Genomic DNA, 20,040 nt, shown 5'->3' with positions numbered 1-20,040 from the left:
CTCAGCGCTCCCACGGACGCGACTGCGGCCGGTTCACCTCGGCATTGCGCCCGCCCAGCGCTTCGTCCCGCACCTTGAGCTTCAGCGTCAGACGATGCGTGCGTGTGCTCGCGACGCCCCCGTCGACGCCCGCGGTGACCACACCGAAAGCGAGCTTGACCCCCGGCTTCACATCCTTGCGGAGCTCCAGCAACAGCTCCAGCTGAGCCTCCTCGATCTCGAACCGCAACTGCTGGTTCGCTCCGGCGTCCTGGGCGATGCCCAGTTCCGCCCGGAGTGCCTCGATGGCCCGCGCCAAACCGGTGCCCTCGACCTCAATGCCGTCAGCCCCGTATTCATCCGTCATGCGCAACCCTTGGCAACCCGATGGAGCACACGTACCCGGAACTCAGTGACATCGCCGTCACCTCTCCTAAATCCCTTGTACTGAAAGGCCCTTCAGCGAAATCAGCCTAGTATTGCAGTCGCGGCCCCGGGGATCGATGCCCCAGGGGCGAAGTCCGAGAAGCGGGCCATGCAGGAACGGACCGCATCCACCGGCTTTTGAACCGGATCGAGTGGGACGCCGACGAGGTTCTGGACGATGTGCGTGAGTACGTGGTCGAGCATCTCGGCGATCGGGGTGCGGTCCTGATCGTGTGGCGCCCAATGTTGAACATTTGAGTGGCTGGGAAGTGGATCGCTCGCTCGAGTGGTCGATTCGATGAGCCGCTGCGGTTCTACATCCAGTGCCGTTGCTGCTTCCGAGCGTCACAGTGCCGGAATGAGGCACCAGCCGAGGTGACAGTGCGTAAGATCAAAATTCCTGTAAGCGACATTCCAGTGGAAGGGGTAGGGCATGAGCGAGAAGGGTCAACCCGAAGGCACCGAGGCAAGCGCGCTCGCTTTGGAGTACAAGGACGGTCAGCCCGTGATCACCGTCAGCGGTGGAACAGCAATCCCGCCGAAGGTCACCGTGGTGGACGAGCAGGGGAACCCGGTCGCGCTCTACAGCGCGGAGGCGATCACGAAGCCGCAGGCACGAGCTGCCTTCACCGGCGCGGACCACGCCCTCATCTATGAGGCGGAGCACGGGCTGTTCGATGTCAGCTACGCGTCTGCCTGGACTCTGGGGCGCTAGGGCCTGCCTCTGGATGTGATCACGTTGCTGCGAGCAGGGGCCTGGTCGGTTCTCCATAGCGGGAGTGCCACTGCTGGGCTGTAGCGTCCGGCGCCATGACCAGTACGGAAGCGGAAACTGCCGCCCTTCGAGCCGCTGCCGAGGCCGGTGACGCCGATGCCGCGCGAGAGCTCGGCCGACTGCTGTGCCTGGTTCCCTTCGACGTTACCGAGGAGCCGAAGGAATTTTCCGACTTCGAACCTACGTGGCCCGCTGAGCAGTGGTTGCGGACGGCGCTGGATGCTCAGCCTGACGACGCGCTCGCCGCCGTCCTGCTGGCCGGACTGCTGATCGTGCAGATCGATCATTGGCAACTGCGGGTGGGGGCCGATCCGGAAGCCGACGAGGACGAGATCGAGGAGGCCAATACGCGCCGTACCGCCGAGGCGGAGGAACTGCACACGCGGGTAGCACGGCACGCTCATGGTGCGGCGGCCGGCACCCTGCGCCGCACCGCTCTCGCAGGCCGTGCGGCGCTGGCGGAACTCTCCGCCGAGGACGGACGGCAAACGGCGGCCGACTACGCCTGCTACGTTGTCGAGTTGGATTGGTGGAGCGGATCGGTCAACAGCACCGAGCGCCTCGTGGTCGCCGACCCCGAAGAGCTGCGCTGGGCGTGCGACAAATGGTTGGGGGCCCTGTACGGTGACGGACCGATACCTGCGGACTCCCTTACTCTCACAGTTTACGAACCGGGTGAGGAACCAAAACAGGTCGACCTCAGCGCACACTTCGACAAGACCGTAGGCCGGTCGAAGGCCTTTCCACGTCCGGTGGGTCGCAGTTGACTGCGCGTATGGCCGGCCCGATCCGCTGGTGCTGTGACCGCACAGGCGCGCCGGGCTGGCGGTCGTGGCGGGCGGACGTCCTCTCAAGACCGCTGCCTGAGCCGACTGGCGACCCGATGAGGTCACCGCATCAGCGGTCGAGCGGGGACGGAGAAGTGACGGACAGGTGGTCCTGGTGCCGGATGGAGCCTCGACGCCGCGCGTGGCGGATCTTCAACCGTCCGAACCCCACGGTTCCAGAGATCCGGATCCTCGGCCCGCCGGGGCGGGAGCGCCGCCGGGCCTTGTAGAGCGAGTCCTTCCACCCGGCGCGCAGATCCTCGACGTCGACGATGGCGTCGCGAGGCACCGTGATCTTGGCCCTGCCGGTGCCGAGTTGCAACTCGATGTCGACTACTGGATGCTCGATGACCGCCCGGGACAGGTCCAGGTGCACCCTTCCGAATGCGGACTCGGCCTTGAGGATCCGAGGTACCCGCCATGCGTCGCGCCGCCGGATCCGTCCACCGGCGGCGGCAATCGTGGCCGTGGTGCCCGCATTCTCCTCCGGGAGCGAGGCCAGAGGCGACGCGGCCTCGCTGCGTGTCCTGGCGGTGAGCACCTGGTGGAGGCGTTCGTCCAACTCCCCGTGCGAGATGTGCCCTTCGGCGTACGCCTCCTGCAGGCGCTGCACGGCCGTGTCTCGGTCGTCTTCGCCGATCAGCGACGGCGGGCCTTCCGGCAGAGAGGTCACCGTCTCACTCCAGTGCCGTGCCGACGACGTGAACACGCCAGACAGGCGCGCTTTTCCGGACTAAGAGGCCGCGAGAATAGGCGAATTGGCTACGTGCGTGACCTCTGCGGCGCTGACGGTTGACTTGGAGTGCACTCCAAATGCTGGAATCTCCGAGCCGACTTCACGACACGAGCTTTGGGGCTGCACATGACGGACTCTCCTGTCGCACTAATTACCGGTGGCGGTAGCGGGATCGGGGCCGCGACGGCTCGGCAACTGCTGAAGCACGGATACCGCGTGACGGTCACTGGCCGGAGCGAGGACCGGCTACATCGATTCGCTGCCGAGCTTGGATCCCCGGACGGTTTGCTGGTGATGCAGGGAAGCGCCGCCGAACACGAGGCCGTTCGCACAGCGGTCGAGATGACGGTGACGACGTTCGGGCGGCTCGACGTCGTTGTCGCCAACGCGGGCTACGCAACCTTCGACGACTTGACCGACGGTGACCCCACCGGCTGGCACGACATGGTATTGACCAACGTTCTCGGCCCCGCGTTGCTCATCAATGCCGCACTACCCGCGCTACGCGTAAGCAAGGGCCGGATCGTACTTGTTGGTAGCGTGGCCGGCCACATCTACACGCCGGGCAACATCTATGGCGCGACGAAGTGGGCCGTCACCGGCATCGCGGAGAACACCAGGAGAATGGTGACCGCCGATGGCATCGGCGTCACCCTCGTCTCGCCGGGAGCGACGAGGACGAACTTCTTCGACAACGCCCCCGGCGGGCTGCCGGATCGCGACTTCCTCTCCGCGGATCAGTTGGGTAAGACGATCGTGTGGGCCATCGAGCAGCCGAGCGGTGTCGATATCAACACGGTAATCGTCAGGCCGATCGGCCAGCCTGTGTAAGCGCGGTTCACGGTCTGCGTTGAGGGCGGGTCTGCCAGCGGTGCGTCGTCCACGCACGGCGGATGAGGCTACGGATGATGGTGATCGTGTCGGTGAGGTCGAAGAAGGCTTCGATGACGCTGCCTCGTCGTTCGTGGCAGCGAGTGAGTCGGTGGAGGCGTTCTGCCAGGCGTGGGTGCGTTCGATATGCCATCGCAAGGTGGCCCGGACCGGCGCCTTGGTCCCCTTGTGGGCGATCTGACCATGCAGTCCCCGCTCGCCGAGCACAGCGCGCGACGTGGCCGAGTCATAACCGGCGTCGAGGTGCACGGTGATCTCGTCGGGTAGCGGCCCAAGTTCGGCCAGAAGATCGATTGTTGGGGCCAGAAGCGGCGAGTCGTGGCAGTTGGCACCGGCCAGGACACGCCCAAGGGGGATGCCGTAGCGATCGGTCATGCCCGAACGCTTCACGCCCTGCTTGCCCCGGTCGACCGGTGAGCGTCCGGCCGCTTCCCCGCCGCCGGGGGCCTTGGTGATGGCTCCGTCCACGGCGATCCGATCGAGGACGAGACCGACGACGCGGTCATAGGCATCGAGCGCGATCTGCTTCAGCTGGGCGAACAATCCCAGGCGTATCCACTCGTCGCGGCGATTGCGGATCGTGGTGGCCGAGCAGGTGGAGTCCGCGATCGCCTCGTAGGAGCGGCCAAAGCGAAGGACTTGCAGCAGCTTGTCGAACACGATCCTGTCGCTGATCCGGCGTCGGTGGCAGCCCAATGGGTGGGCCGGATCGAACTCGGGCCGCTACGGCAGCAGGGCAGTGAGTTGGTCCCATGGCGGTTCGGTCAGCCATGATGGCAGCGCAGGCACAGGTCTCCCGTGATCACAGAGCGTTCACAACTCCATGATCACGGAACCTGTGCCTGCCTCGTCTGGCAGCCGGCCCCCGCCCACCGCCTATATGCGCGGCCTCTGAGAAACCGACCATGAGGCGGCCGTCCTCGGTACGCGGGGCAAGCGGACGTGAAGGTGCTCGGCCCCGACATCGTGGCCGCGTTCGCGCAGGGCTCGGGCAAGGATTTCGATGAGGCTGCCGGCCCTTAACCGGATCAGGACCCCCGGAAAGGGCAAGCCCGGATCATCGACGGGGCATGACAGACGGCCACGGGCGGCGATCTGCGCTTCCCGGGGGCGCTGGGGGAACAACTGCCCGGGTCGGGCCTCGTCGGACGCTGCCTCGCCGGTTTCCCGCGGCCGGTCCGGGCGAACAGAGCCTGATCCACGGGCAGGTCAACGGAGGGAAGACGGGTCCGGCGGACACGGTGGGAATGACGTTCCGCTCGGCCCGGACCAGGTCGCGGTGGGCATCCGCCAATGTCGCGCGGGTGCGTCGAGGAGAACGCCGTCGCGCCGCCGGTCGGGAGAGAGTGACGCTCGCTGCGAGAGTGGAGGCGCTGCCGCGATCACCCAGGGTCGGCAGATATATTTCGTAGCTCGATATATGCTCGCCTCATGACAAGGCAGAACCCGTCCTTGACGGAACCGCAGTACTTCATCCTTGCTGCGCTCATGGACGGACCGTTGCACGGTTACGGCATCATCAAGGCTGCCGAGCAGGCCACCGACGGGCGGCTCCGGATCGCGGTCGGCACTCTCTACGGCGCGCTGGAGCGGTTGGAACGGGCCGGGCTGGTGGCCGCCGGCCATGAGGAGATCGTGGACGGGCGGGCGCGGCGCTACTACCGGCTCACGGAGGACGGCACCGAAGCGCTCGGCCGGGAAGCGCTGCGGATGCAGCAGGCGGCGGCCGTCGTCATCGGACGCTCGCGGGATGTCGGAACGGCCCCGGCATGAACCGTTTGCTGCTTGCGGCCTATCCCGAGCCCTACCGTTCCCGGCAGGGTGAGGAGTTGCTGGCCTGTCTGGCCGAGGCGTATCCCGGCCGTTCCTGGCCCCCGCCGCGGGAGGTCGTCGCCTTGGCGCGTGCCGGGGTGCAGGCCCGCGCCCGTGCCGTCGTCGACGACACGGCCCGGCCGTGGTGGCTGGACGGCATCCATCTGACCGCTCTCGTCCTTGCCGCGCTGGCGCTGGTGCCGTACCTGCAGGATGTGTGGCACTGGGGACTGCGCATCGATCCCGGCCGGCATGCCATCGCCTTCCACTTCTCCGGCTGGTACCCGTGGGCGCAAGGTCCCGGCACGCGGACACGGCTCCTGCCCTACGGGCTGCTTCCGCTGGTCTGCCTGATCGCCCTGCTGCGCGGCAAGCCGTGGATCGCCCTGCCGGCCGCAGCAGCGATGATCTACGTCGGTGCCACGTTCAACAGCAATACGTTCTTCGGCGACGAGGGCAAGGCGGGCCTGGGCTACTACGGGCTGGGCGCCCCGATAACGGCCCGTGACCTGGTGCTGTCGGGGGCACTGTGCACCGCGTGCGCCGTGCTGGCGGTCTGCCGTCCCGGCCGGCTGCGGCGCCACTCGTACCGCTGGCTGGTGCCCGTCGTGCTCGCCATGTTCGTGGCCGGGGGCCTGCACATCATCTCCATCAGTCCGGCCTTTCAACGCGGCCTGTTCGCACTCGAAGTCGCTGCGCTGATCGCCGCGTGGGCGGCGACGGCCGCCACCGGAGATTACCGGTGGCTGATCCCCGTCGCGGCGGTCGCGTTCATCCGCACGCAGGCGATCGTCATCCAGCCGAACGGGTTCATGCAGTCCCTGCCGGACCTGGTCGTTTTCCTCCTCCTGATCGCGCCCCTCCCGGTCCTGGCGATCGCCGCCCAGCGCAGGCAGAGCCGGGCGCTCCTCGAATAGGAGCAGATCCCCGGTGGGCCGAGACGGCCTGTCGGCCCATTGCGTGCCAGAGGAGGCACGTGAGCGAACTGTTGCCGAAGGACATAGAGAGAAAACGATGACTCAGCAAGATCCCTCGCCCCTGTCCACGCACCCGGACACCCCCGGCCAGGTCCCGGGAGCCACGGCCGAACGCAGCCCTTCGCGGACGATACGGCCACGGATCTCAGCTCTGCTGTGCCTCGTGGGGTTCCTGGCGGTCTACCTGATCGCTGTCTGCACCCCGTTCGGACAACGGGCGGAAAATGCCCTGTTCCACAGCAACGGCGCCACCCCGGCATGGATCTACGACTGGTCTGGGACGGCTTACGATTCGCCGGCCCTGCCGCCGCTGGACGACACTGCCATGCCCACCCTGGTCGTGGGCATGGCGGTCATCGTGGCCGTCACCCTGGTCCGGAGGCGCTGGTGGCAAGGCTGCGCGGCGGCCGGAGTCGTCATGGCCACGCTCGGGGTCACGGAGGCGCTCAGCAAGGTGATCCTGCCCCGCCCCGACCTGGTCGGAGCGCACGTCAGCCTCATCGAGCCGAGCTTCCCCAGCGGGCACGTGGCCATCCCCGCCGGGCTGGCCCTCGGCGCCGTCCTCGTCGCTTCCCCCCGCATCCGCCCCTACGTCACCGCGGCCGGCATGCTGTGGCTCGCTTTCACCGCCGGCGCCGTCCAGGCCACCTACCACCACCGGCCCAGCGACGTACTGGGCTCCACACTGCTGGCCTGCGCCTGCTACGGCCTCGCGGCCCGGTTGCTGCCACCGGCCGGCGCACCAGGCGTCACGCGGCGCCCTCGTGCGCTGCCGGCGGTCGCCCTGGCACTGTCAGCGGCCGGCGCGCTCGTCGCCGGCGCGCGGGACGACTCCGTCACACAATCGCTGGTCTTCGCCGCAGCGGCCTTCCTGTGCGCGGCCCTGTTCTGGTTCACCACAGCGCAGGGGCCCGCACACACCGCACGCCGCACACGACCCGCACCGGGGTGACCACCCGGTCGGCTCCGGGCGGGAACCGGCGCATCCCGGCGAAGCGGCGGTCCGACACCACCGCCCGGTCGTAGAAGCCGTCGGCGCCCGAGCGGGGATGCGCTCCCGCCCGGCGTGTCCCTCGTGGTCCGGTCAGCAGGCCTTTCCGGGCCAAGGCATGTGAGGGCTTCTCCGCCTGTTCCCAGGAGTGATCCACTGGGGAGGGCCTAAGGGCGTGCGTCGTCACCACCGAGGTGACCCTCTGCCGGGGCCACGACGCAGCCCTGGCGATCTCGGCAGAGAATGCAGTTGTCCTCCACGTGGTTTCCATGAACGATCCGGGTGTGACCACGTTGTTTCTGACGATCGGCCTGCCGGGGGCCGGTAAGACCACAAGGGCTCGGCAGCTGGCCAAGGAGCACAACGCGCTTCGGCTGACGCCTGATGAGTGGATGATTCCTCTGTTCGGCGAGCCGGAGGCGGACGGGAAGCGCGATGTCCTGGAAGGACGGCTGCTCTCGCTGGCCCTGGACACGCTGCGGCTTGGAACAAACGTGGTCCTGGATTTCGGATGCTGGTCTCGTGACGAGAGGTCCGCGATCCGCTGGTTGGTGGAGTCCGTAGGCGCGTCCTGCCACCTCGTGTACGTGCCGGTGGACCATGAGACCCAATGCGCTCGGATCGCCCATCGCCAGTCGACCACTCCGGATCAGACCTTTCCGATGAACGTGGCGGACCTCGTGCGCTGGAGGACGCTGTTCCAGGAGCCCAACGCCGCGGAACTCGGCGGGCGCGAAATCGGCAGTCCGCCTCCTGGTTGGCCGGACTGGCCCGAGTGGGCCGCCGATCGTTGGCCGTCTTTCACGTGACTGTCCGGCCCCACCCTGGTCAGGCCCCATCCGGGAGCGTGATCGACCGGGTACTCGCATGCTGAAATCGCTTCCCCTGTCATGTGGTCGAGCCGGAGTGATGTGCCGGTGGGTCGGTGAAGAGGGGCATGCCGAAGTCGACCAACTGGGGGCGGCCATCGGTGGAGGTCCGGTTGAGGGTGGTGAGCTTGGCCAAGGCGGCGTTGAGGCTGACCTGGAGTCCTTCGACCTCGCCGAGTCAGCTGTTGGCGCGGGCCTCGGTGATGCGCTCACGCAGGTTGCGGATGTTCTCGATGGGGCGGGGCCGCTGATGCGGATCGAGCTGGAGCACGAGGCAGCGGATGCAGGCTTCTCTGAACTTGGGGGCCGTTCCGTCCCCAAGCCTCTGATCTGCAGCTCTCTGAAACCGAATTGGTGATGCCAGAGGAATCACAGCGAGACGTTCCGGAGAGCGAGAGCCGCTCCGCCTGCCGCCTCAGTATTGTGACTTCGCATGACCGACACCGAGATCGAGATCACCGCAGACCTGGTTCGCGACCTGCTGCAGGAGCAACATCCAGACCTTGCGGGGCTGGCCATCCGGGAGGTGGCGGGCGGCTGGGGCAACCAAATGTGGCGTCTCGGGGACGAGCTGGCCGTGCGCATGCAGCGCATGGACCCCACTCCGGAGCTCCAGCTCAACGAGCGGCGGTGGCTACCGGTGCTGGCCCCGCGCCTGCCACTCCCGGTGCCGGTCCCGGTGCGGCTCGGCGAACCGTCCGAGCGCTTCCCCAAGCACTGGACCGTGATGACGTGGGTTCCCGGCGAGCCGCTGGACCACGGCACGATCAGCCGCGGCGCCCACGCGGCCGACACGCTGGCGGGCTTCCTCCGGGCGCTCCATGTGGAGGCGCCCGCCGAGGCGCCGATCTCTACGGACTTCGGTGCCCATCCCAGGAACTGTACGGACGGCTTCGAGAACTTCTTCCAGGCCGTTGTCCCCGACGACATCGCTGCTGACGTCCGGGCCGTCTGGGACGACGCCGTTGCAGCCGACGCGTGGGAGGGCCCGCCGGTGTGGGTGCACGGCGACCTCCATCCCGCGAACGTCGTCGTCTCGGACGGAACGCTCTCGGGCATCGTCGACTTCGGTGCCATGTTCGCCGGCGACCCGGCGTGGGACCTCGCCGCCGCATGGGTGCTGCTACCCGCGGGCACGGCCTCACGGTTCTTCGACATGTACGCGCATGCAGACGAGGCGGCGATCCGGCGCGCCCGCGGGCTGGCCGCTATGAAGAGCCTCTTCCTGATGCTCATGGGGCAGAACGGAGACCGGGGTCTTCCCGGCGGCAAGCCGCACTGGGGACCTGCAGGCCGGGCGGCACTGGATCGTGTTCTGAAGGGCGTTTGAGGCACGCTTCTTTAAACCTGTTCTCGATCTTGGTTGAGGGCCATGCGGCAGCCGACCGTCGTGGGTTCATCGATCACCACGCGTACTGGGGATGCCAAGGTCCACGGCCGTATGCTGCCCCTGGCCCCGATCGAGCCGGCGGAGCTTCTCCTCGGCGCCAGCCAGGCTGACCTGGAGACCTTCGGCCTCGCCGAGCCAGCCTTCCGTCTTGGCTTCGGCGATGCGGGCGATCAAGTTGTCGCGGATCTCGACAGGCCGTGCCCGTTGGGCCGGGTCAGGTCGGAGGAGCGAGCATCTGACGCAAGCTTCTCTGAACTACGATTTGCGAGAGTCCGGGCCGACGCCATGCAGTTGTCGGCCCGTCACGATGATTGTCCCCGCTCCTGTCGCCCGGCGGGCCTGTTCAGCCGACACACGTGTTGATGTAGAGGTTCGTCATCGCCAGACCGACATGCCCGGTCATACTCCGATGAAGCTCACTGTCTCTGTCATGTCGGCCCGCCCGGTACGCAGCCGTGGCACGCCTTCCTTCTCGAATCCCACCGAGACACCGCAGAACAGTACGAGCCCGTCATCGGCTCCGACTATCTGGCTGACAGTCTTGCGATACATCGTCCACATCACTTGGGGGCAGCTGTGCAGCCCTTCCGCCCTCAGCAACAGCATGACCGTCTGCAAGTACATCCCCGCGTCCCCCCACTGTCCGGGCCCCATCGTCCGGTCGAGGTAGCAGAACAATACGACCGGCGCCCCAAACGCGTCCGAGTTCAAGGCGGCGATCTTCATGGGCCTGTCGGGGTCGTCGCGCTCGATTCCCAGCGCTTTGTACCGCTGGGCAGCCGCGGCGGAAAAGCGGTCCAGATACGGCGAGGTCAGTTCGGCCGGGTACATCGGATACTCCCGCTCATCACCCGGGTCTCCCGCCAGCGCCCTGGCCGTCGCGCGCCTCTTCAGTTCGGCCAAGGGCCCACCGGTCACGACATACACATGCCACGGCTGGAGGTTCCCGCTCGACGGAGCCTGCGTCGCTGCAGCCAGCACTCGTTGGAGAATCTCTTTGGATACCGGCTCATCGCTGAACGCCCGCACAGCCCGGCGACTGTCCACGGCTTCATACACATCCACGGCTTCTCGTCCTCTCACTCAACGACAACCACCTCTCTACCGTCTTCAGCACGCAGCAGATGATCCGGATCGCATTTCGATCTGCGGCAGGTGGCAGCGCTGTCCCCCGGTCTGTCGATTCGATCGACCTTCGCATGTTCCACGAGGCGGTGGAACAGTTCATCAGTGATCGGGCGAATCATGGAGCAGGCTCCCCAACTTCACTGGTGCGCGTGGTGATCTGGGCAAAGGTGGGCATCCCGAGGTCGGTGGCAGTGCCGCGCCGAGTCTGCTCGGCGTCAAGCTGGGCGAGCTTGTCATCGGCGCCGGCCAGGCTGACCCGCAGTCCCTCGACCTCGCCGAGCCAGCCTTCCCGTTCCGCCTCCGAAATGCGGGCGATCAGGTTGTCGCGGATGTCAGCCAGCCGTGCCCTCCGGGCCGGATCCGGTCGAAGGAGTGAGCATCTGACACAAGCGTGCTCATGGATACAAGCGGTTCCGAAGGCGCGTGCGCAGGTGCCGATGGACACCTTCCGTTTCTCGAAATGGGCGATGCAGGCGTCCCACTCTTCCTCAGTAGGGGTTCGGTACTCTTCGCCGGGACGAGAGGCTCGGCGGCGGGCGATGAACGCGCGGTGGGCCTCGATCGTCTCGACTGGATAGACCGCTTTGCACCCAATTGTCGTGTCGATGCTCCTGTGCCCGCAGATCACCTGGGCGATGTGCGGTGGCAGGCCGTTCATAATGGCATCGGTGACGAAGATTCGCCGGAAGTCGTGGGGCGAGAAGGTGAGCGGCTCGCCTCCGGCGTTGGTCAGGCTGGTGGCGGCCAAGGCATTGATCAGAAGTTTTCGGATCGCGGTCGGCGTGAATGCGCGGTGTTCGGAGCCGATCTCGCGCTGGAACAGCAGCGGCATCGGTGGGCGTCCAGACTGGCGAAGTCCAGCGACGGCTACTGCTCACGCCTGTAGTCCACGATCAGATCGCGGACCGGCTGGGACTGGATCCGGTAGCGGTCCACCAGTTCCTCGATGCTCAACTGGCCCAGGGCAAGACCGAATGCCCGGATCGTTGCCGGGGCGTCTTCGGAGAAGATTCCCAGGGCCCGCAGCCGCAGATAGAAGTCGACCTTTTTCTGCCCGCCGCGGGCATGCACCCGGCGCTGGACGTCGACCAGTTCCACGCAGTCACCGACCATGATGTCGCGGATCAGTCCGCCCTTGCAGGCCAGCAGGGCCTCCAGCAGGGTGCCGGTCCTCGACACGTGGTCACGACCAGGGTGGGCAGGGTCGAGGGCGATGCCGGCCTGCCGGAGATGGCGGCCTGGCCGGGTTCGGCGTGATCGGCGCCGCCTGCCCGTGTCTGGGCTCCGCGGTCCGGGCGTTGCGTGCGACGGGGAGTTACGAGGAAGCCGTACGGGCCGCGATCGGCCTCGGCGGGGACACGGACACCGTGGCGGCGGTCGTCGGAGGGCTCGCGGGGGGCTTGGTACGGGCTGGACGCGGTCCCCTGCCGCTGGACCGGGCCGCTGCGTGTTCCGCTGTCCGGCTTCGGGGCCCGGGTGCTGCGGCTGCCGGAGCTGCTCCACTCCGCGCTCCCGACGTGTCGTCCGGCAGTGAGCGCGGACTGCGGTGGAGGCTTCGGACGTCGGCGCGATCCGGGCCGGGCTCCCCTGCCCGCCGGTCTCCGGCGGCCCGGCGGCGGACCGGAACAGGCCGCCGCCCGGCTCGGAGTGCGCCATGCGGACCGGGATCACATGGTGCGCCTCGGCTGGGTCCGCTCCCCGCAGTCGATCGAAGTCCGCTTCGGCACCTCGCGGGCCGGGGTCGTCGACGTCGCGCTCCACACCACGCGTCCGTCGACTCGGTCATCCCCGCACACACCGAGGTCGACTGGGAGCAGCTGCACGCGGTCGAGAAAGGCCGACGCTCCCCGCTCGCCTCCCTTCGTCCGGCACCGGAGGCAGCACCGGTCTGAACCGGCAATCACCGGCGCAGCGGTGCGATCCCGCCTCTGCCCGGGAGGGGCGGATGAGGAGGGACCTTTCTCTTGCAGAGACACCTCATGCGGCTAAGACGTCAAGGTGGACGAGCACAGCCCTGCCGCCGATAGTCGGATGCGGGGCTGGTGAGCGTGACCGTATCCTCACGCGGTGGCCAGCTTTGAGACTCATCGTCGATGCGTGCACGACACAAGCCAACCCGTTCGTGCTCGTCATGCCGCGTTCCGGACGTGTGTCGCCGCTTTCGCCCCATATGGTTTTCGCGCCACGTATCACCACCTATGTCGCAGCGCACGAATTCCTGCTGATCTGGAGAAGGACCCGGCCTCGCTGGTCCGCGCGGTGGAGGAGCTTCACACGGCCCGCCGGCATTGGCTGGCGGGCGAGGCCGCGTTCGTGGCTCGCCGTCGACAGGAGAAGGCCACTGGACTTCGCCATCCCAGGAGCGATGGCAGCTGGTGGGACCAGGGGCGCGGTCCACAAGGGAGCCTGGTCTACTGTCCCGATCCGGAATTCCACCCCACCGAACCGCTCCCGGAAGTAGTGGAACGCATACTCCGTTCCGTCATCCCGCCCACAGCAGCGTCCTCGTTGTGCCGTGCCTGCGGTACAGACAAGGGGACGACTCGTTGGAGGTCCGGGCACTTCCTGCACCGGCTATGCGCACGATGCGGGGTGAGTCTCAGCGCGCAACCCACCGCCGCCGACCCTAAAGTTCTTCTGGCTCGAGCCGAGCGTTGGAATGAGATTTGGAGGCGCGCAGCCTGAGCAAGATCACTGCGTCGCCGCCGCCCCTGCCCGGGAAGCGACGGGGAACGCTGTGGCCTCATCGAACTGCAGCGGTGCAATAGGCAGTGGTGGAGCCGGCCAAGCATGCGGTTGAAGAGGTGTCGCAGAGCCTGGGCATGCCAGTCTCCGTTCTCGCGTCGCTGCCGGTAGTGGGCATTGGCGCCCTTGGAATGAGTGAGGGTGGCCAGGCCGAGGGGGAAAGGTGCTTGTCATGCCGCTGAAAGCTTTTGCGCGTGCCGCCGTCCGGATGATGAGGTGGCATGGTGATCAACCACGATGAGGCGGCGGCTGTGCGCCCGTTGACACTGGCTTGGGTGAGCCGACACCTGGAGGTCGGCGAACGGATCGTCAGAACCGAGGCCCTGCAGGGCGGCATCACTGCCGAAATGCGGAGGCTGACCATCGGCACGCGGGACGGACGCACCCGTGACCTGGTGCTGCGCACCTTCGTCGACCCGTTCTATGTAGAGCGCGCCGAGGACTGGCTGAACAGGGAGGCCGGCACCCTGACCCTGCTCGCGGGGACCGGCGTGCCGGCTCCTGGACTGGTCGTGGTTGATCCGACCGCCGCGCATTGCGAGTATCCGTCGCTCCTTATGACACATCTGCCGGGCCGGACAGTTCTTGACGATGAGGGATTGGAGACGCGCGTTCCTCTGCTGGCCCGTCAACTCGTGGCGATCCATACGTTGCGACCCGCCGAGCAGCCCCGGGAGTATGAGACGTTGACGACCGCCGACACCGTCGTGGTTCCGAAGGGCGCCGACGCGGCGGCATGGGCCGCGGCAATCGACGTGATCCGTAAGCCGGCGCCACCCTATGAAGGGCGATTCCTGCACCGGGACTTCCACCCCGGCAACGTGCTGTTCGACGTGCCGCCTTCAACGCCGGCGGGTGTCCGGATCAGCGGCGTCGTCGACTGGGCACAGCCCTCCTGGGGCCCGGCGGATCTCGATGCGGCGCACTGCTCCACCAATCTCGCGCTGCTGCACGGCCCGGCGTGGGGTCTGCGGTTCGCTGAGGCGTATGAGGAGGCCGGCGGGGTGCTGGCCGCGGTCGCGAGCGAGCGGCTGTACTGGCGGGTGCGGGACGGGCTGGCGTTCTCAGAAGACGTGCAGTTGGTGGCGCAGTCATGGCGGGAGGCAGGGAGGGCAGAGCTGACGACGCGAGCCGTGGAGGAGCGTCTGGATGCCTATATCACCGCCCTGTTGGACGCGCCGGGCTGAGCCAAGGCGGTCCGGGGCGCGGTGCCGAGAGCCGGCAAGCTCTTTCACGGAATGTGTGCCAGAACCGTTTCTGGTGAACATCCGCAGCGGCGAGGATCACCAACTGCTGCTGAAACTCATCAACAAACGCTGTCCCTGAACGTGAACGAAGCCAAGCGGTACGAACCGCACCGCTATCAGGTGACGTACCAGGGACCAGAGCAGGACGCCGTGAAGAAGCGCAAGAAGGAACTCGTCCTTCGGCAGCAGGGACTCTGCCATGCGGCGGCCGCACGCCGCGGTGCTTCCACCAGGTGATCGCCGCTGCTGCAGCGCAATCAGGGGACGTGACCGCTGACGTCGGTGGCGGGGTTCGGCCGGGTGTCTGGAAGTGTCCGTCAGTGTGTTGACCTGGGTTGGGACTGTCCCGGACGGTCCCGGACGCCTTGATCCGTTGTGCGGGGGCAGGTGGCCCGCGACGCTTCTCGTACCGCTCCGCAGCCGTCCGACGGCGCCCGGTGCGAGGGCTTCCTCCAGCAGTCCAGGACTGCGGAGCGAAGCCGGAACTCGAAGCTCTGGCGGATTCGACCGCCCGGCGCCCCACCTGCCTTGTATCAGGAGGAATCCCATGAACGTCCCTTTGCGTAAGGCCGGTTCCCACCGGGGAAGAGGGGCTGGCCGGTGGCCGGCTCGTGAGCCCCGCCGCTGGCCGGTTCCCTTGCGGATGGCTCTGGTGGCCGTCATCGCCGCGGTCGGCTTCGCCTTGGTCGGGCCGGCGGCGACGGCTTCGGCGGCCCCGCCCCCGCCCGACCCGGCAGCCGGCTCCCCCGCGAACGAACCCGGCCGGTGGGACAAGCTGTCGTGGAGCATGTACGGCTGGGCCCACCACTCGCTGGACCCCAACGACCCGTACTACCAGGTGAAGCTGCCCGTGCAGCACATCATCAAGTGGCAGTTCAAGCGGGCAGCGGGCGGCGGCACGACCTTCTCGCCAAGGACTGACGGGCCGGACATCGCAGAGACCATCGCCAACTATTACCAAGAGTCTCGCCAGACCGTGAAGGGCCTCACGAAGCAGGTCGCCAAGGCCGAGAAGAAGGTCCGGAAGGCCGAGAAGCGGGTCGCCGCGGCCAAGACCCCGGCCAAGCTCGAACAGGCCAAGGAGAAGCTGCGGAAGTCGGTCAAGCAGTACAAGTACGTGTCGGGCAAGCTCCGCGACGCGAAGAAGGCGCAGCCGGAGACCACCGCTACGCAGGTCGAGCGCCTCGACAAGCAGGTCCGCAAACTCGAGAACAAGATCCGCAGACTCCAACGCAGGGCAGCCGATCCGCGGCAGACCAGGACCAAGGACGGGCGCGCTCTGGTGAAGCAGCAGATCCACGACACCCGGACGGCACTGTCACAGGCCCAGGCCGAACGCGACCGGCTCCGCGGCCCGGACGACGACGACGGCACCGGCGGGACGCGTACAACACCGCGCGACCCGAAGCAGCCTCCCAAGGGACCGGTCTCCACCGGCCCGACGGCCACCTCGACCACCTCGAAGGGAACCACGGGGGCCAAGGGGAACAAGGGCACCACCGCCACCGGCCCCACGACCACACCGAAGAAAACCCGCAGCACCACCGCCACCGGACCCACGGCGTCCTGGAAGGGGTGGAACAGTCTCAAGACGCCGAAGACCGGGTTCCGGGGCAGCACGGGCACCAACCAGATGACTGACGCCATTTCCGCGGCCATCGCCGACGGCGTCAGCCAGGACTACGCCGCCTATCTGGACCACAGGAACCAGCAGCTGCTGGAGCAGGCACGCAAGGACCCGGATCTGGCGAAGCGGATCATCGACGACTACAACGAGATCAAGGACAACAACGATATCGAGGTCCTCTTCCGCGGCTTCGACACCTCCAAGGGATTCACGCAGGGCGCCACCCGCCAGGTCGCTCCTGAGCTGATCAAGTCTCAAAAGGCGCTCGACACCGCGAAAGCGGTCGCGGACAGGTCCAACGCGGACCCGCTGTACCAGCAGGCCCGCACCGAATGCGGCGGGTACGACACCTGCGTCACCGAACGGACTAGCAAACTCCGCACCCAGAACGCCAAGGCCATCGCCGCGTCCACGAAGAAGGCGGCCAAGTCCAACGCCGACCCGCTCTACCAGCAGGCCCGCACCGAATGCGGCGGGTACGACACCTGCGTCACCGAACGCACCACCAAACTCCGCAAGCAGAACGCGAAGGCCATCACGGACTCGACGAAGAAGGCGAAGAAGTCCAACGCCGACCCGCTCTACCGGCAGGCCCGCACCGAATGCGGCGGATACGACACCTGCGTCACCGAACGCACCGCCAAACTCCGGGCCCAGAAGAAGGCAACCACCACCACGGCCACGACGCGTACCACGGACGTCCACAAGACCACGACCGCCAAGACCAGTCAGACGAACCAGCACAAAACCCAGAACGCGAAGGCGATCACGGAGTCGACGAAGAAGGCGAAGACGTCCAACGCCGACCCGCTGTACCAGCAGGCCCGCACCGAATGCGGCGGGTACGACACCTGCGTCACCGAACGCACCGCCAAGCTTCGGGCCCAGGAGAAGGCAACCACCACCAAGAGCACGACGCGTACCGGGCAACACAACCAGTCCCAGAAGAAGACGCAGACCCCGGACTACCGGGGCAAGGGAGGCGTCAGAGCCTCGGCCGCCTGAGCCCGCGGACCGACGCCGAGCGTGGACATCCAGGTCCCGGGCCCGGGTCCGTTACCGGCGACCAAGCGATGGCGGGCTGAGCAGGCCCCAAAGTCCCAGCCCGGACACCAGCCACGAAGCAGGGCCCTCGTGGTCACGCGCCCGCACCCTGCGGCCGACTTCAGGTACTGCCAGGCCGGCGGGTACTACGGAGCGGACAAGGCGATCAACGAGACGCGCAGCCACAAGATCCGGATCCCCCGCGCCCGGGACCGAGCACCACGAGGATGGCGGCGGGTCGATCCGGAACCACCCGCCGCCGGCTTCGTCGTCCACGGCAGCCGGGTCGCGCAGCGGCCACAGGCGGCCCCCGGGCCGGGAAAGGGGTGAAGGCGTGGGCCGCGATCCCCGAACCCGAGGCGGCGACCGCATCGTCCTGACGCAGTCAGACCTGTTGGGTCCAACAGGACCAACCTCACCTGAGCTGCGACTCTCCGGTGTCCCGAGGCGCGGCCCGAACGAACGGAACACGCACCGATGTCCGACCTCTTCGACCGCGCGGATGCCGTCCCCGGACGGCACAGCGACGGCATCCGCCGGCCCTACGGGCTGGAGACCCTGGGGTTCATGGAGCGCCGCAGAGACCCCGAGGGCTACGAGCGGCGCGTAATCGAAACGAGGGCCCGGCAGGAGGTCATGGCGGCGTGGGCGGAGCGGTACGGACTGCGGTCCGGGTCCGGCCGGCTGCTGCCCGCTGTGGCTGGGGCGCGATGCGAGCCGGAGCTGCCGCTACCGCATGGGCCACGGCGTCCCGTGCACGCGGTACGGCTCATCGGGCTCGGATCGGAGCTGGATGAACCACTCCGTGGCCTGGCTGTTGGGCTCCCGCCCGGCAGTCCATCACCTCCGCCCCGTACGAGGTCTGCCCACAGGACGAGGAGCGCCTGGCCCACTGGCAGCAGACCGGCCCGCGGCCGGGGGCGGCTCGGGGACCGGGCTGGTACGGCTATGGCACAACGCAGATCACCCCGTGGCGCGGCGGCCGCATCGCGGCCATGGCCCCCGCCGAGACGCCAGAGATCTTCGCGGACTGAGCAAGGGAAGGACCACACCGGATCTGTTACACCCAACGGGCCTGACCGGCGTCGAGCAGGGAGTCGGGTTCGCCACCGTCACCCAGGACGTTCTGAACGTATGGTGTACGGGCTCGGCGGAAGACTCGGTGGGAGGCTGCCCGGGGAACGACAATCGGCGACCACCGGCCTCGCAGTCGGCGGCGGGCGGCCCGGGGCGCGCCGGGCGCGGCCAGATGCGGGGGCGGAGACAGCCGACAGCACGGTGCGGGCCGAAGGTCGCCACCCGGTGGCCGGTCGACCGGCCACCGGGTGGCGTGCGCGCGGAGCCGTCCGTGGGGTGGCTCCGCTTACGGCGCGTCGGGTTCAGTCGGTGATGTACCACTCGTTCTTGAGGTACTCCAGGGTGTAGCTGCCGAGGTCGCTCTCGGAGAAGGCTGCGGAAGCCCTGACCGCTTCGACCGGCATCTCGATCTTGTCGGGCGTGCGTACGGCGATGCGCTGCGGGGACGTCGGTGAGCACTCCACCCCGCCGACGGCTGTGTATCCACGTCGTTCGTGGACGCGAAAGGGGCGGCGCACGACCGACGCAATGTCGGTGTACGCCGCCCTGGAGTGGTCTGGGGTGGCGGGGGTGGCCCTCGCTGTCATGGCGGTTACTTGGGGTCGCGGTTGAACTGTGCCTTGGACCAGCGGTAGCCGAGGACGGTCAGGCCCAGGCACCAGGCGAGGGCGATCCACCAGTTGTTGCCGATCCCGGTCCCCAGGAGAAGTCCGCGCAGGGTCTCGATGGCGGGGGTGAAGGGCTGGTACTCGGCGATCGGCTGGAACCAGCCCGGCATGCTGTTCAGGGGGACGAAGGCACTGGAGATGAGGGGCAGCAGGATCAGCGGCATGGCGTTGTTGCTGGCCGCCTCCGCGTTGGGGCTTCCCAAGCCCATGCCGACCGCGATCCAGGTGAATGCCAGGGCGAAGAAGGCGAGCAGGCCAAAGGCTGCCAGCCATTCCAGGACGGTGGCATCGGTGGAGCGGAAGCCCATGGCCACACCGATGGCGCCGACGAGGACCACGCTGATGATGGTCTGCAGGACGCTGCCGACGACGTGGCCGAAGAGGATGGAGCTGCGGTGGATGGCCATGGTGCGGAAGCGGGCGATGATGCCTTCGTTCATGTCGGTGGAGACCGACACGGCGGTGCCGATGGTGGTGGAGCCGATGGTCATCAGCAGGATCCCCGGGACGATGTAGGCGATGTAGGCGGAGCGGCCCGCGCCCCCGCTCATGGTGTCGCCGAAGATGTAGACGAACAGCAGCAGCAGCATGACCGGGGTCAGCAGCAGGTTCAGGGTGAGCGAGGGATAGCGGCGGGCGTGCAGGAGGTTGCGGCGCAGCATCGTGGACGAGTCGCGCACGGCGAGGGAGAGGGAACTCATCGGACGGTCTCCTTGGGCTGGGTGGGCACGGTGGTGGTGAGGGCGAAGAAGACGTCGTCGAGGTCGGGGGTGTGCACGGTCAGCTCGTCGGCCTCGATACCGGCCGAGTCCAGCCAGTCGAGGATGGAGC

At 67.6% G+C, this 20,040-nt stretch carries 21 protein-coding genes and 5 pseudogenes; 15 read left to right on the top strand and 11 right to left on the bottom strand.

Features of this window, described 5'->3' with window-relative positions; genetic code table 11:
- Nucleotide 1: 1 nt before the first annotated feature.
- Nucleotides 2-346, bottom strand: a complete 345-nt coding sequence (locus ACFVYE_RS42430; protein WP_389608759.1) for a trypco2 family protein — start codon at nucleotides 344-346, stop codon at nucleotides 2-4.
- A 158-nt stretch (nucleotides 347-504) separates the two neighbouring features.
- On the opposite strand from ACFVYE_RS42430, the pseudogene ACFVYE_RS42425 reads away from it, so the two are divergent.
- The 3 genes and pseudogenes from ACFVYE_RS42425 to ACFVYE_RS42415 form a co-directional block, all read left to right on the top strand.
- Nucleotides 505-639: pseudogene (locus ACFVYE_RS42425) on the top strand (IS701 family transposase); the annotation flags it as partial.
- Nucleotides 640-838: 199 nt separating this feature from the next.
- Entirely contained in the window at nucleotides 839-1,120 is a 282-nt protein-coding gene (locus tag ACFVYE_RS42420; protein ID WP_383977238.1) for a hypothetical protein, read from the top strand.
- A gap of 95 nt (nucleotides 1,121-1,215) precedes the next feature.
- A complete protein-coding gene (locus ACFVYE_RS42415; RefSeq protein WP_389608758.1) occupies nucleotides 1,216-1,947 on the top strand; it encodes a hypothetical protein in 732 nt (243 codons plus the stop codon).
- A 130-nt stretch (nucleotides 1,948-2,077) separates the two neighbouring features.
- Here the strand turns inward: ACFVYE_RS42415 and ACFVYE_RS42410 are convergent, their stop codons facing one another.
- On the bottom strand, nucleotides 2,078-2,680 hold the full coding sequence (locus tag ACFVYE_RS42410; RefSeq protein WP_389608757.1) for a DUF1707 domain-containing protein: 603 nt from the start codon (nucleotides 2,678-2,680) through the stop codon (nucleotides 2,078-2,080).
- A gap of 189 nt (nucleotides 2,681-2,869) precedes the next feature.
- Here ACFVYE_RS42410 and ACFVYE_RS42405 point away from each other — a divergent pair, with 189 nt between their 5' ends.
- The gene (locus ACFVYE_RS42405; protein ID WP_389608756.1) at nucleotides 2,870-3,574 is read left to right on the top strand and encodes an SDR family oxidoreductase; all 705 of its coding nucleotides are present in this window, start codon (nucleotides 2,870-2,872) and stop codon (nucleotides 3,572-3,574) included.
- A gap of 7 nt (nucleotides 3,575-3,581) precedes the next feature.
- On the opposite strand, the pseudogene ACFVYE_RS42400 reads toward ACFVYE_RS42405, so the two are convergent.
- Nucleotides 3,582-4,423 (bottom strand): annotated as a pseudogene (locus ACFVYE_RS42400) (IS5 family transposase).
- A gap of 642 nt (nucleotides 4,424-5,065) precedes the next feature.
- On the opposite strand from ACFVYE_RS42400, the gene ACFVYE_RS42395 reads away from it, so the two are divergent.
- The 5 genes from ACFVYE_RS42395 to ACFVYE_RS42375 all read left to right on the top strand — a co-directional run bounded on the left by ACFVYE_RS42395 (nucleotide 5,066) and on the right by ACFVYE_RS42375 (nucleotide 9,613).
- Complete coding sequence (locus ACFVYE_RS42395; protein WP_389608755.1) at nucleotides 5,066-5,407, top strand: PadR family transcriptional regulator; 342 nt, start codon at nucleotides 5,066-5,068, stop codon at nucleotides 5,405-5,407.
- A complete protein-coding gene (locus ACFVYE_RS42390; protein ID WP_389608754.1) occupies nucleotides 5,404-6,363 on the top strand; it encodes a hypothetical protein in 960 nt (319 codons plus the stop codon). The genes ACFVYE_RS42395 and ACFVYE_RS42390 overlap by 4 nt, the downstream gene beginning before the upstream one ends.
- A 97-nt stretch (nucleotides 6,364-6,460) precedes the next feature.
- On the top strand, nucleotides 6,461-7,375 hold the full coding sequence (locus ACFVYE_RS42385) for a phosphatase PAP2 family protein (RefSeq protein WP_389608753.1): 915 nt from the start codon (nucleotides 6,461-6,463) through the stop codon (nucleotides 7,373-7,375).
- Between the two features lie 323 nt (nucleotides 7,376-7,698).
- Nucleotides 7,699-8,223, top strand: a complete 525-nt coding sequence (locus ACFVYE_RS42380; protein ID WP_389608772.1) for an AAA family ATPase — start codon at nucleotides 7,699-7,701, stop codon at nucleotides 8,221-8,223.
- A gap of 493 nt (nucleotides 8,224-8,716) precedes the next feature.
- Nucleotides 8,717-9,613 (top strand): aminoglycoside phosphotransferase family protein, encoded by an 897-nt coding sequence (locus ACFVYE_RS42375; protein WP_389608752.1) that lies wholly within the window; start codon nucleotides 8,717-8,719, stop codon nucleotides 9,611-9,613.
- Nucleotides 9,614-9,679: 66 nt separating this feature from the next.
- On the opposite strand, the gene ACFVYE_RS42370 is transcribed toward ACFVYE_RS42375, so the two are convergent.
- The 5 genes from ACFVYE_RS42370 to ACFVYE_RS42350 all read right to left on the bottom strand — a co-directional run bounded on the left by ACFVYE_RS42370 (nucleotide 9,680) and on the right by ACFVYE_RS42350 (nucleotide 11,980).
- On the bottom strand, nucleotides 9,680-9,847 hold the full coding sequence (locus ACFVYE_RS42370) for a hypothetical protein (RefSeq protein WP_389608751.1): 168 nt from the start codon (nucleotides 9,845-9,847) through the stop codon (nucleotides 9,680-9,682).
- Nucleotides 9,848-10,072: 225 nt separating this feature from the next.
- Complete coding sequence (locus ACFVYE_RS42365; RefSeq protein WP_383972765.1) at nucleotides 10,073-10,738, bottom strand: nitroreductase; 666 nt, start codon at nucleotides 10,736-10,738, stop codon at nucleotides 10,073-10,075.
- A gap of 14 nt (nucleotides 10,739-10,752) precedes the next feature.
- Nucleotides 10,753-10,920, bottom strand: a complete 168-nt coding sequence (locus ACFVYE_RS42360) for a hypothetical protein (protein ID WP_383972763.1) — start codon at nucleotides 10,918-10,920, stop codon at nucleotides 10,753-10,755.
- The gene (locus tag ACFVYE_RS42355) at nucleotides 10,917-11,633 is read right to left on the bottom strand and encodes an integrase (protein WP_389608750.1); all 717 of its coding nucleotides are present in this window, start codon (nucleotides 11,631-11,633) and stop codon (nucleotides 10,917-10,919) included. The genes ACFVYE_RS42360 and ACFVYE_RS42355 overlap by 4 nt, the downstream gene beginning before the upstream one ends.
- Before the next feature lie 35 nt (nucleotides 11,634-11,668).
- On the bottom strand, nucleotides 11,669-11,980 hold the full coding sequence (locus ACFVYE_RS42350) for a hypothetical protein (RefSeq protein WP_383972759.1): 312 nt from the start codon (nucleotides 11,978-11,980) through the stop codon (nucleotides 11,669-11,671).
- 80 nt (nucleotides 11,981-12,060) lie between these two features.
- Between ACFVYE_RS42350 and ACFVYE_RS42345 the strand changes: the two are divergent.
- From ACFVYE_RS42345 to ACFVYE_RS42320, 6 genes and pseudogenes are all read left to right on the top strand, one after another.
- Nucleotides 12,061-12,301: pseudogene (locus tag ACFVYE_RS42345) on the top strand (ADP-ribosylglycohydrolase family protein); the annotation flags it as partial.
- Nucleotides 12,302-12,418: 117 nt separating this feature from the next.
- Nucleotides 12,419-12,693: pseudogene (locus tag ACFVYE_RS42340) on the top strand (hypothetical protein); the annotation flags it as partial.
- Between the two features lie 1,074 nt (nucleotides 12,694-13,767).
- Nucleotides 13,768-14,733 (top strand): phosphotransferase family protein, encoded by a 966-nt coding sequence (locus tag ACFVYE_RS42335; RefSeq protein WP_389608749.1) that lies wholly within the window; start codon nucleotides 13,768-13,770, stop codon nucleotides 14,731-14,733.
- A gap of 141 nt (nucleotides 14,734-14,874) precedes the next feature.
- Nucleotides 14,875-15,030: a hypothetical protein gene (locus ACFVYE_RS42330; protein WP_389608748.1), complete on the top strand. Its 156-nt coding sequence runs from the start codon at nucleotides 14,875-14,877 to the stop codon at nucleotides 15,028-15,030.
- A 415-nt stretch (nucleotides 15,031-15,445) separates the two neighbouring features.
- Nucleotides 15,446-17,425 carry a hypothetical protein gene (locus ACFVYE_RS42325; protein ID WP_389608747.1) on the top strand — a complete coding sequence of 660 codons (1,980 nt, stop codon included), beginning with the start codon at nucleotides 15,446-15,448 and terminating at the stop codon, nucleotides 17,423-17,425.
- A gap of 129 nt (nucleotides 17,426-17,554) precedes the next feature.
- Entirely contained in the window at nucleotides 17,555-17,794 is a 240-nt protein-coding gene (locus ACFVYE_RS42320; protein WP_389608746.1) for a hypothetical protein, read from the top strand.
- Between the two features lie 1,049 nt (nucleotides 17,795-18,843).
- Here ACFVYE_RS42320 and ACFVYE_RS42315 read toward each other — a convergent pair.
- From ACFVYE_RS42315 to ACFVYE_RS42305, 3 genes and pseudogenes are all read right to left on the bottom strand, one after another.
- Nucleotides 18,844-19,128, bottom strand: a complete 285-nt coding sequence (locus ACFVYE_RS42315) for a hypothetical protein (RefSeq protein ID WP_389608745.1) — start codon at nucleotides 19,126-19,128, stop codon at nucleotides 18,844-18,846.
- 5 nt (nucleotides 19,129-19,133) lie between these two features.
- The gene (locus ACFVYE_RS42310) at nucleotides 19,134-19,910 is read right to left on the bottom strand and encodes an ABC transporter permease (RefSeq protein ID WP_383976512.1); all 777 of its coding nucleotides are present in this window, start codon (nucleotides 19,908-19,910) and stop codon (nucleotides 19,134-19,136) included.
- Nucleotides 19,907-20,040, bottom strand: a pseudogene (locus tag ACFVYE_RS42305) (ABC transporter); the annotation flags it as partial. The pseudogene ACFVYE_RS42305 and the gene ACFVYE_RS42310, both read right to left, overlap by 4 nt.

Origin of the sequence: Streptomyces sp. NPDC058239 (assembly GCF_042882185.1) — a bacterium.
In the GTDB taxonomy this organism is placed as follows: domain Bacteria; phylum Actinomycetota; class Actinomycetes; order Streptomycetales; family Streptomycetaceae; genus Streptomyces.
Note: the sequence above shows the minus strand (reverse complement) of the source record. Positions and strands in the feature narration are given on the sequence as shown.

Bases quoted from the DNA above. Each gene is read 5' to 3' on its own strand.
- ACFVYE_RS42395 (WP_389608755.1), top strand. From the start codon at position 5,066: ATGACAAGGCAGAACCCGTCCTTGACGGAACCGCAGTACTTCATCCTT.
- ACFVYE_RS42355 (WP_389608750.1), bottom strand. From the start codon at position 11,633: ATGCCGCTGCTGTTCCAGCGCGAGATCGGCTCCGAACACCGCGCATTC.
- ACFVYE_RS42310 (WP_383976512.1), bottom strand. From the start codon at position 19,910: ATGAGTTCCCTCTCCCTCGCCGTGCGCGACTCGTCCACGATGCTGCGC.
- ACFVYE_RS42415 (WP_389608758.1), top strand. From the start codon at position 1,216: ATGACCAGTACGGAAGCGGAAACTGCCGCCCTTCGAGCCGCTGCCGAG.
- ACFVYE_RS42390 (WP_389608754.1), top strand. From the start codon at position 5,404: ATGAACCGTTTGCTGCTTGCGGCCTATCCCGAGCCCTACCGTTCCCGG.
- ACFVYE_RS42405 (WP_389608756.1), top strand. From the start codon at position 2,870: ATGACGGACTCTCCTGTCGCACTAATTACCGGTGGCGGTAGCGGGATC.
- ACFVYE_RS42420 (WP_383977238.1), top strand. From the start codon at position 839: ATGAGCGAGAAGGGTCAACCCGAAGGCACCGAGGCAAGCGCGCTCGCT.
- ACFVYE_RS42375 (WP_389608752.1), top strand. From the start codon at position 8,717: ATGACCGACACCGAGATCGAGATCACCGCAGACCTGGTTCGCGACCTG.
- ACFVYE_RS42315 (WP_389608745.1), bottom strand. From the start codon at position 19,128: ATGACAGCGAGGGCCACCCCCGCCACCCCAGACCACTCCAGGGCGGCG.
- ACFVYE_RS42360 (WP_383972763.1), bottom strand. From the start codon at position 10,920: ATGATTCGCCCGATCACTGATGAACTGTTCCACCGCCTCGTGGAACAT.
- ACFVYE_RS42430 (WP_389608759.1), bottom strand. From the start codon at position 346: ATGACGGATGAATACGGGGCTGACGGCATTGAGGTCGAGGGCACCGGT.
- ACFVYE_RS42385 (WP_389608753.1), top strand. From the start codon at position 6,461: ATGACTCAGCAAGATCCCTCGCCCCTGTCCACGCACCCGGACACCCCC.
- ACFVYE_RS42335 (WP_389608749.1), top strand. From the start codon at position 13,768: ATGGTGATCAACCACGATGAGGCGGCGGCTGTGCGCCCGTTGACACTG.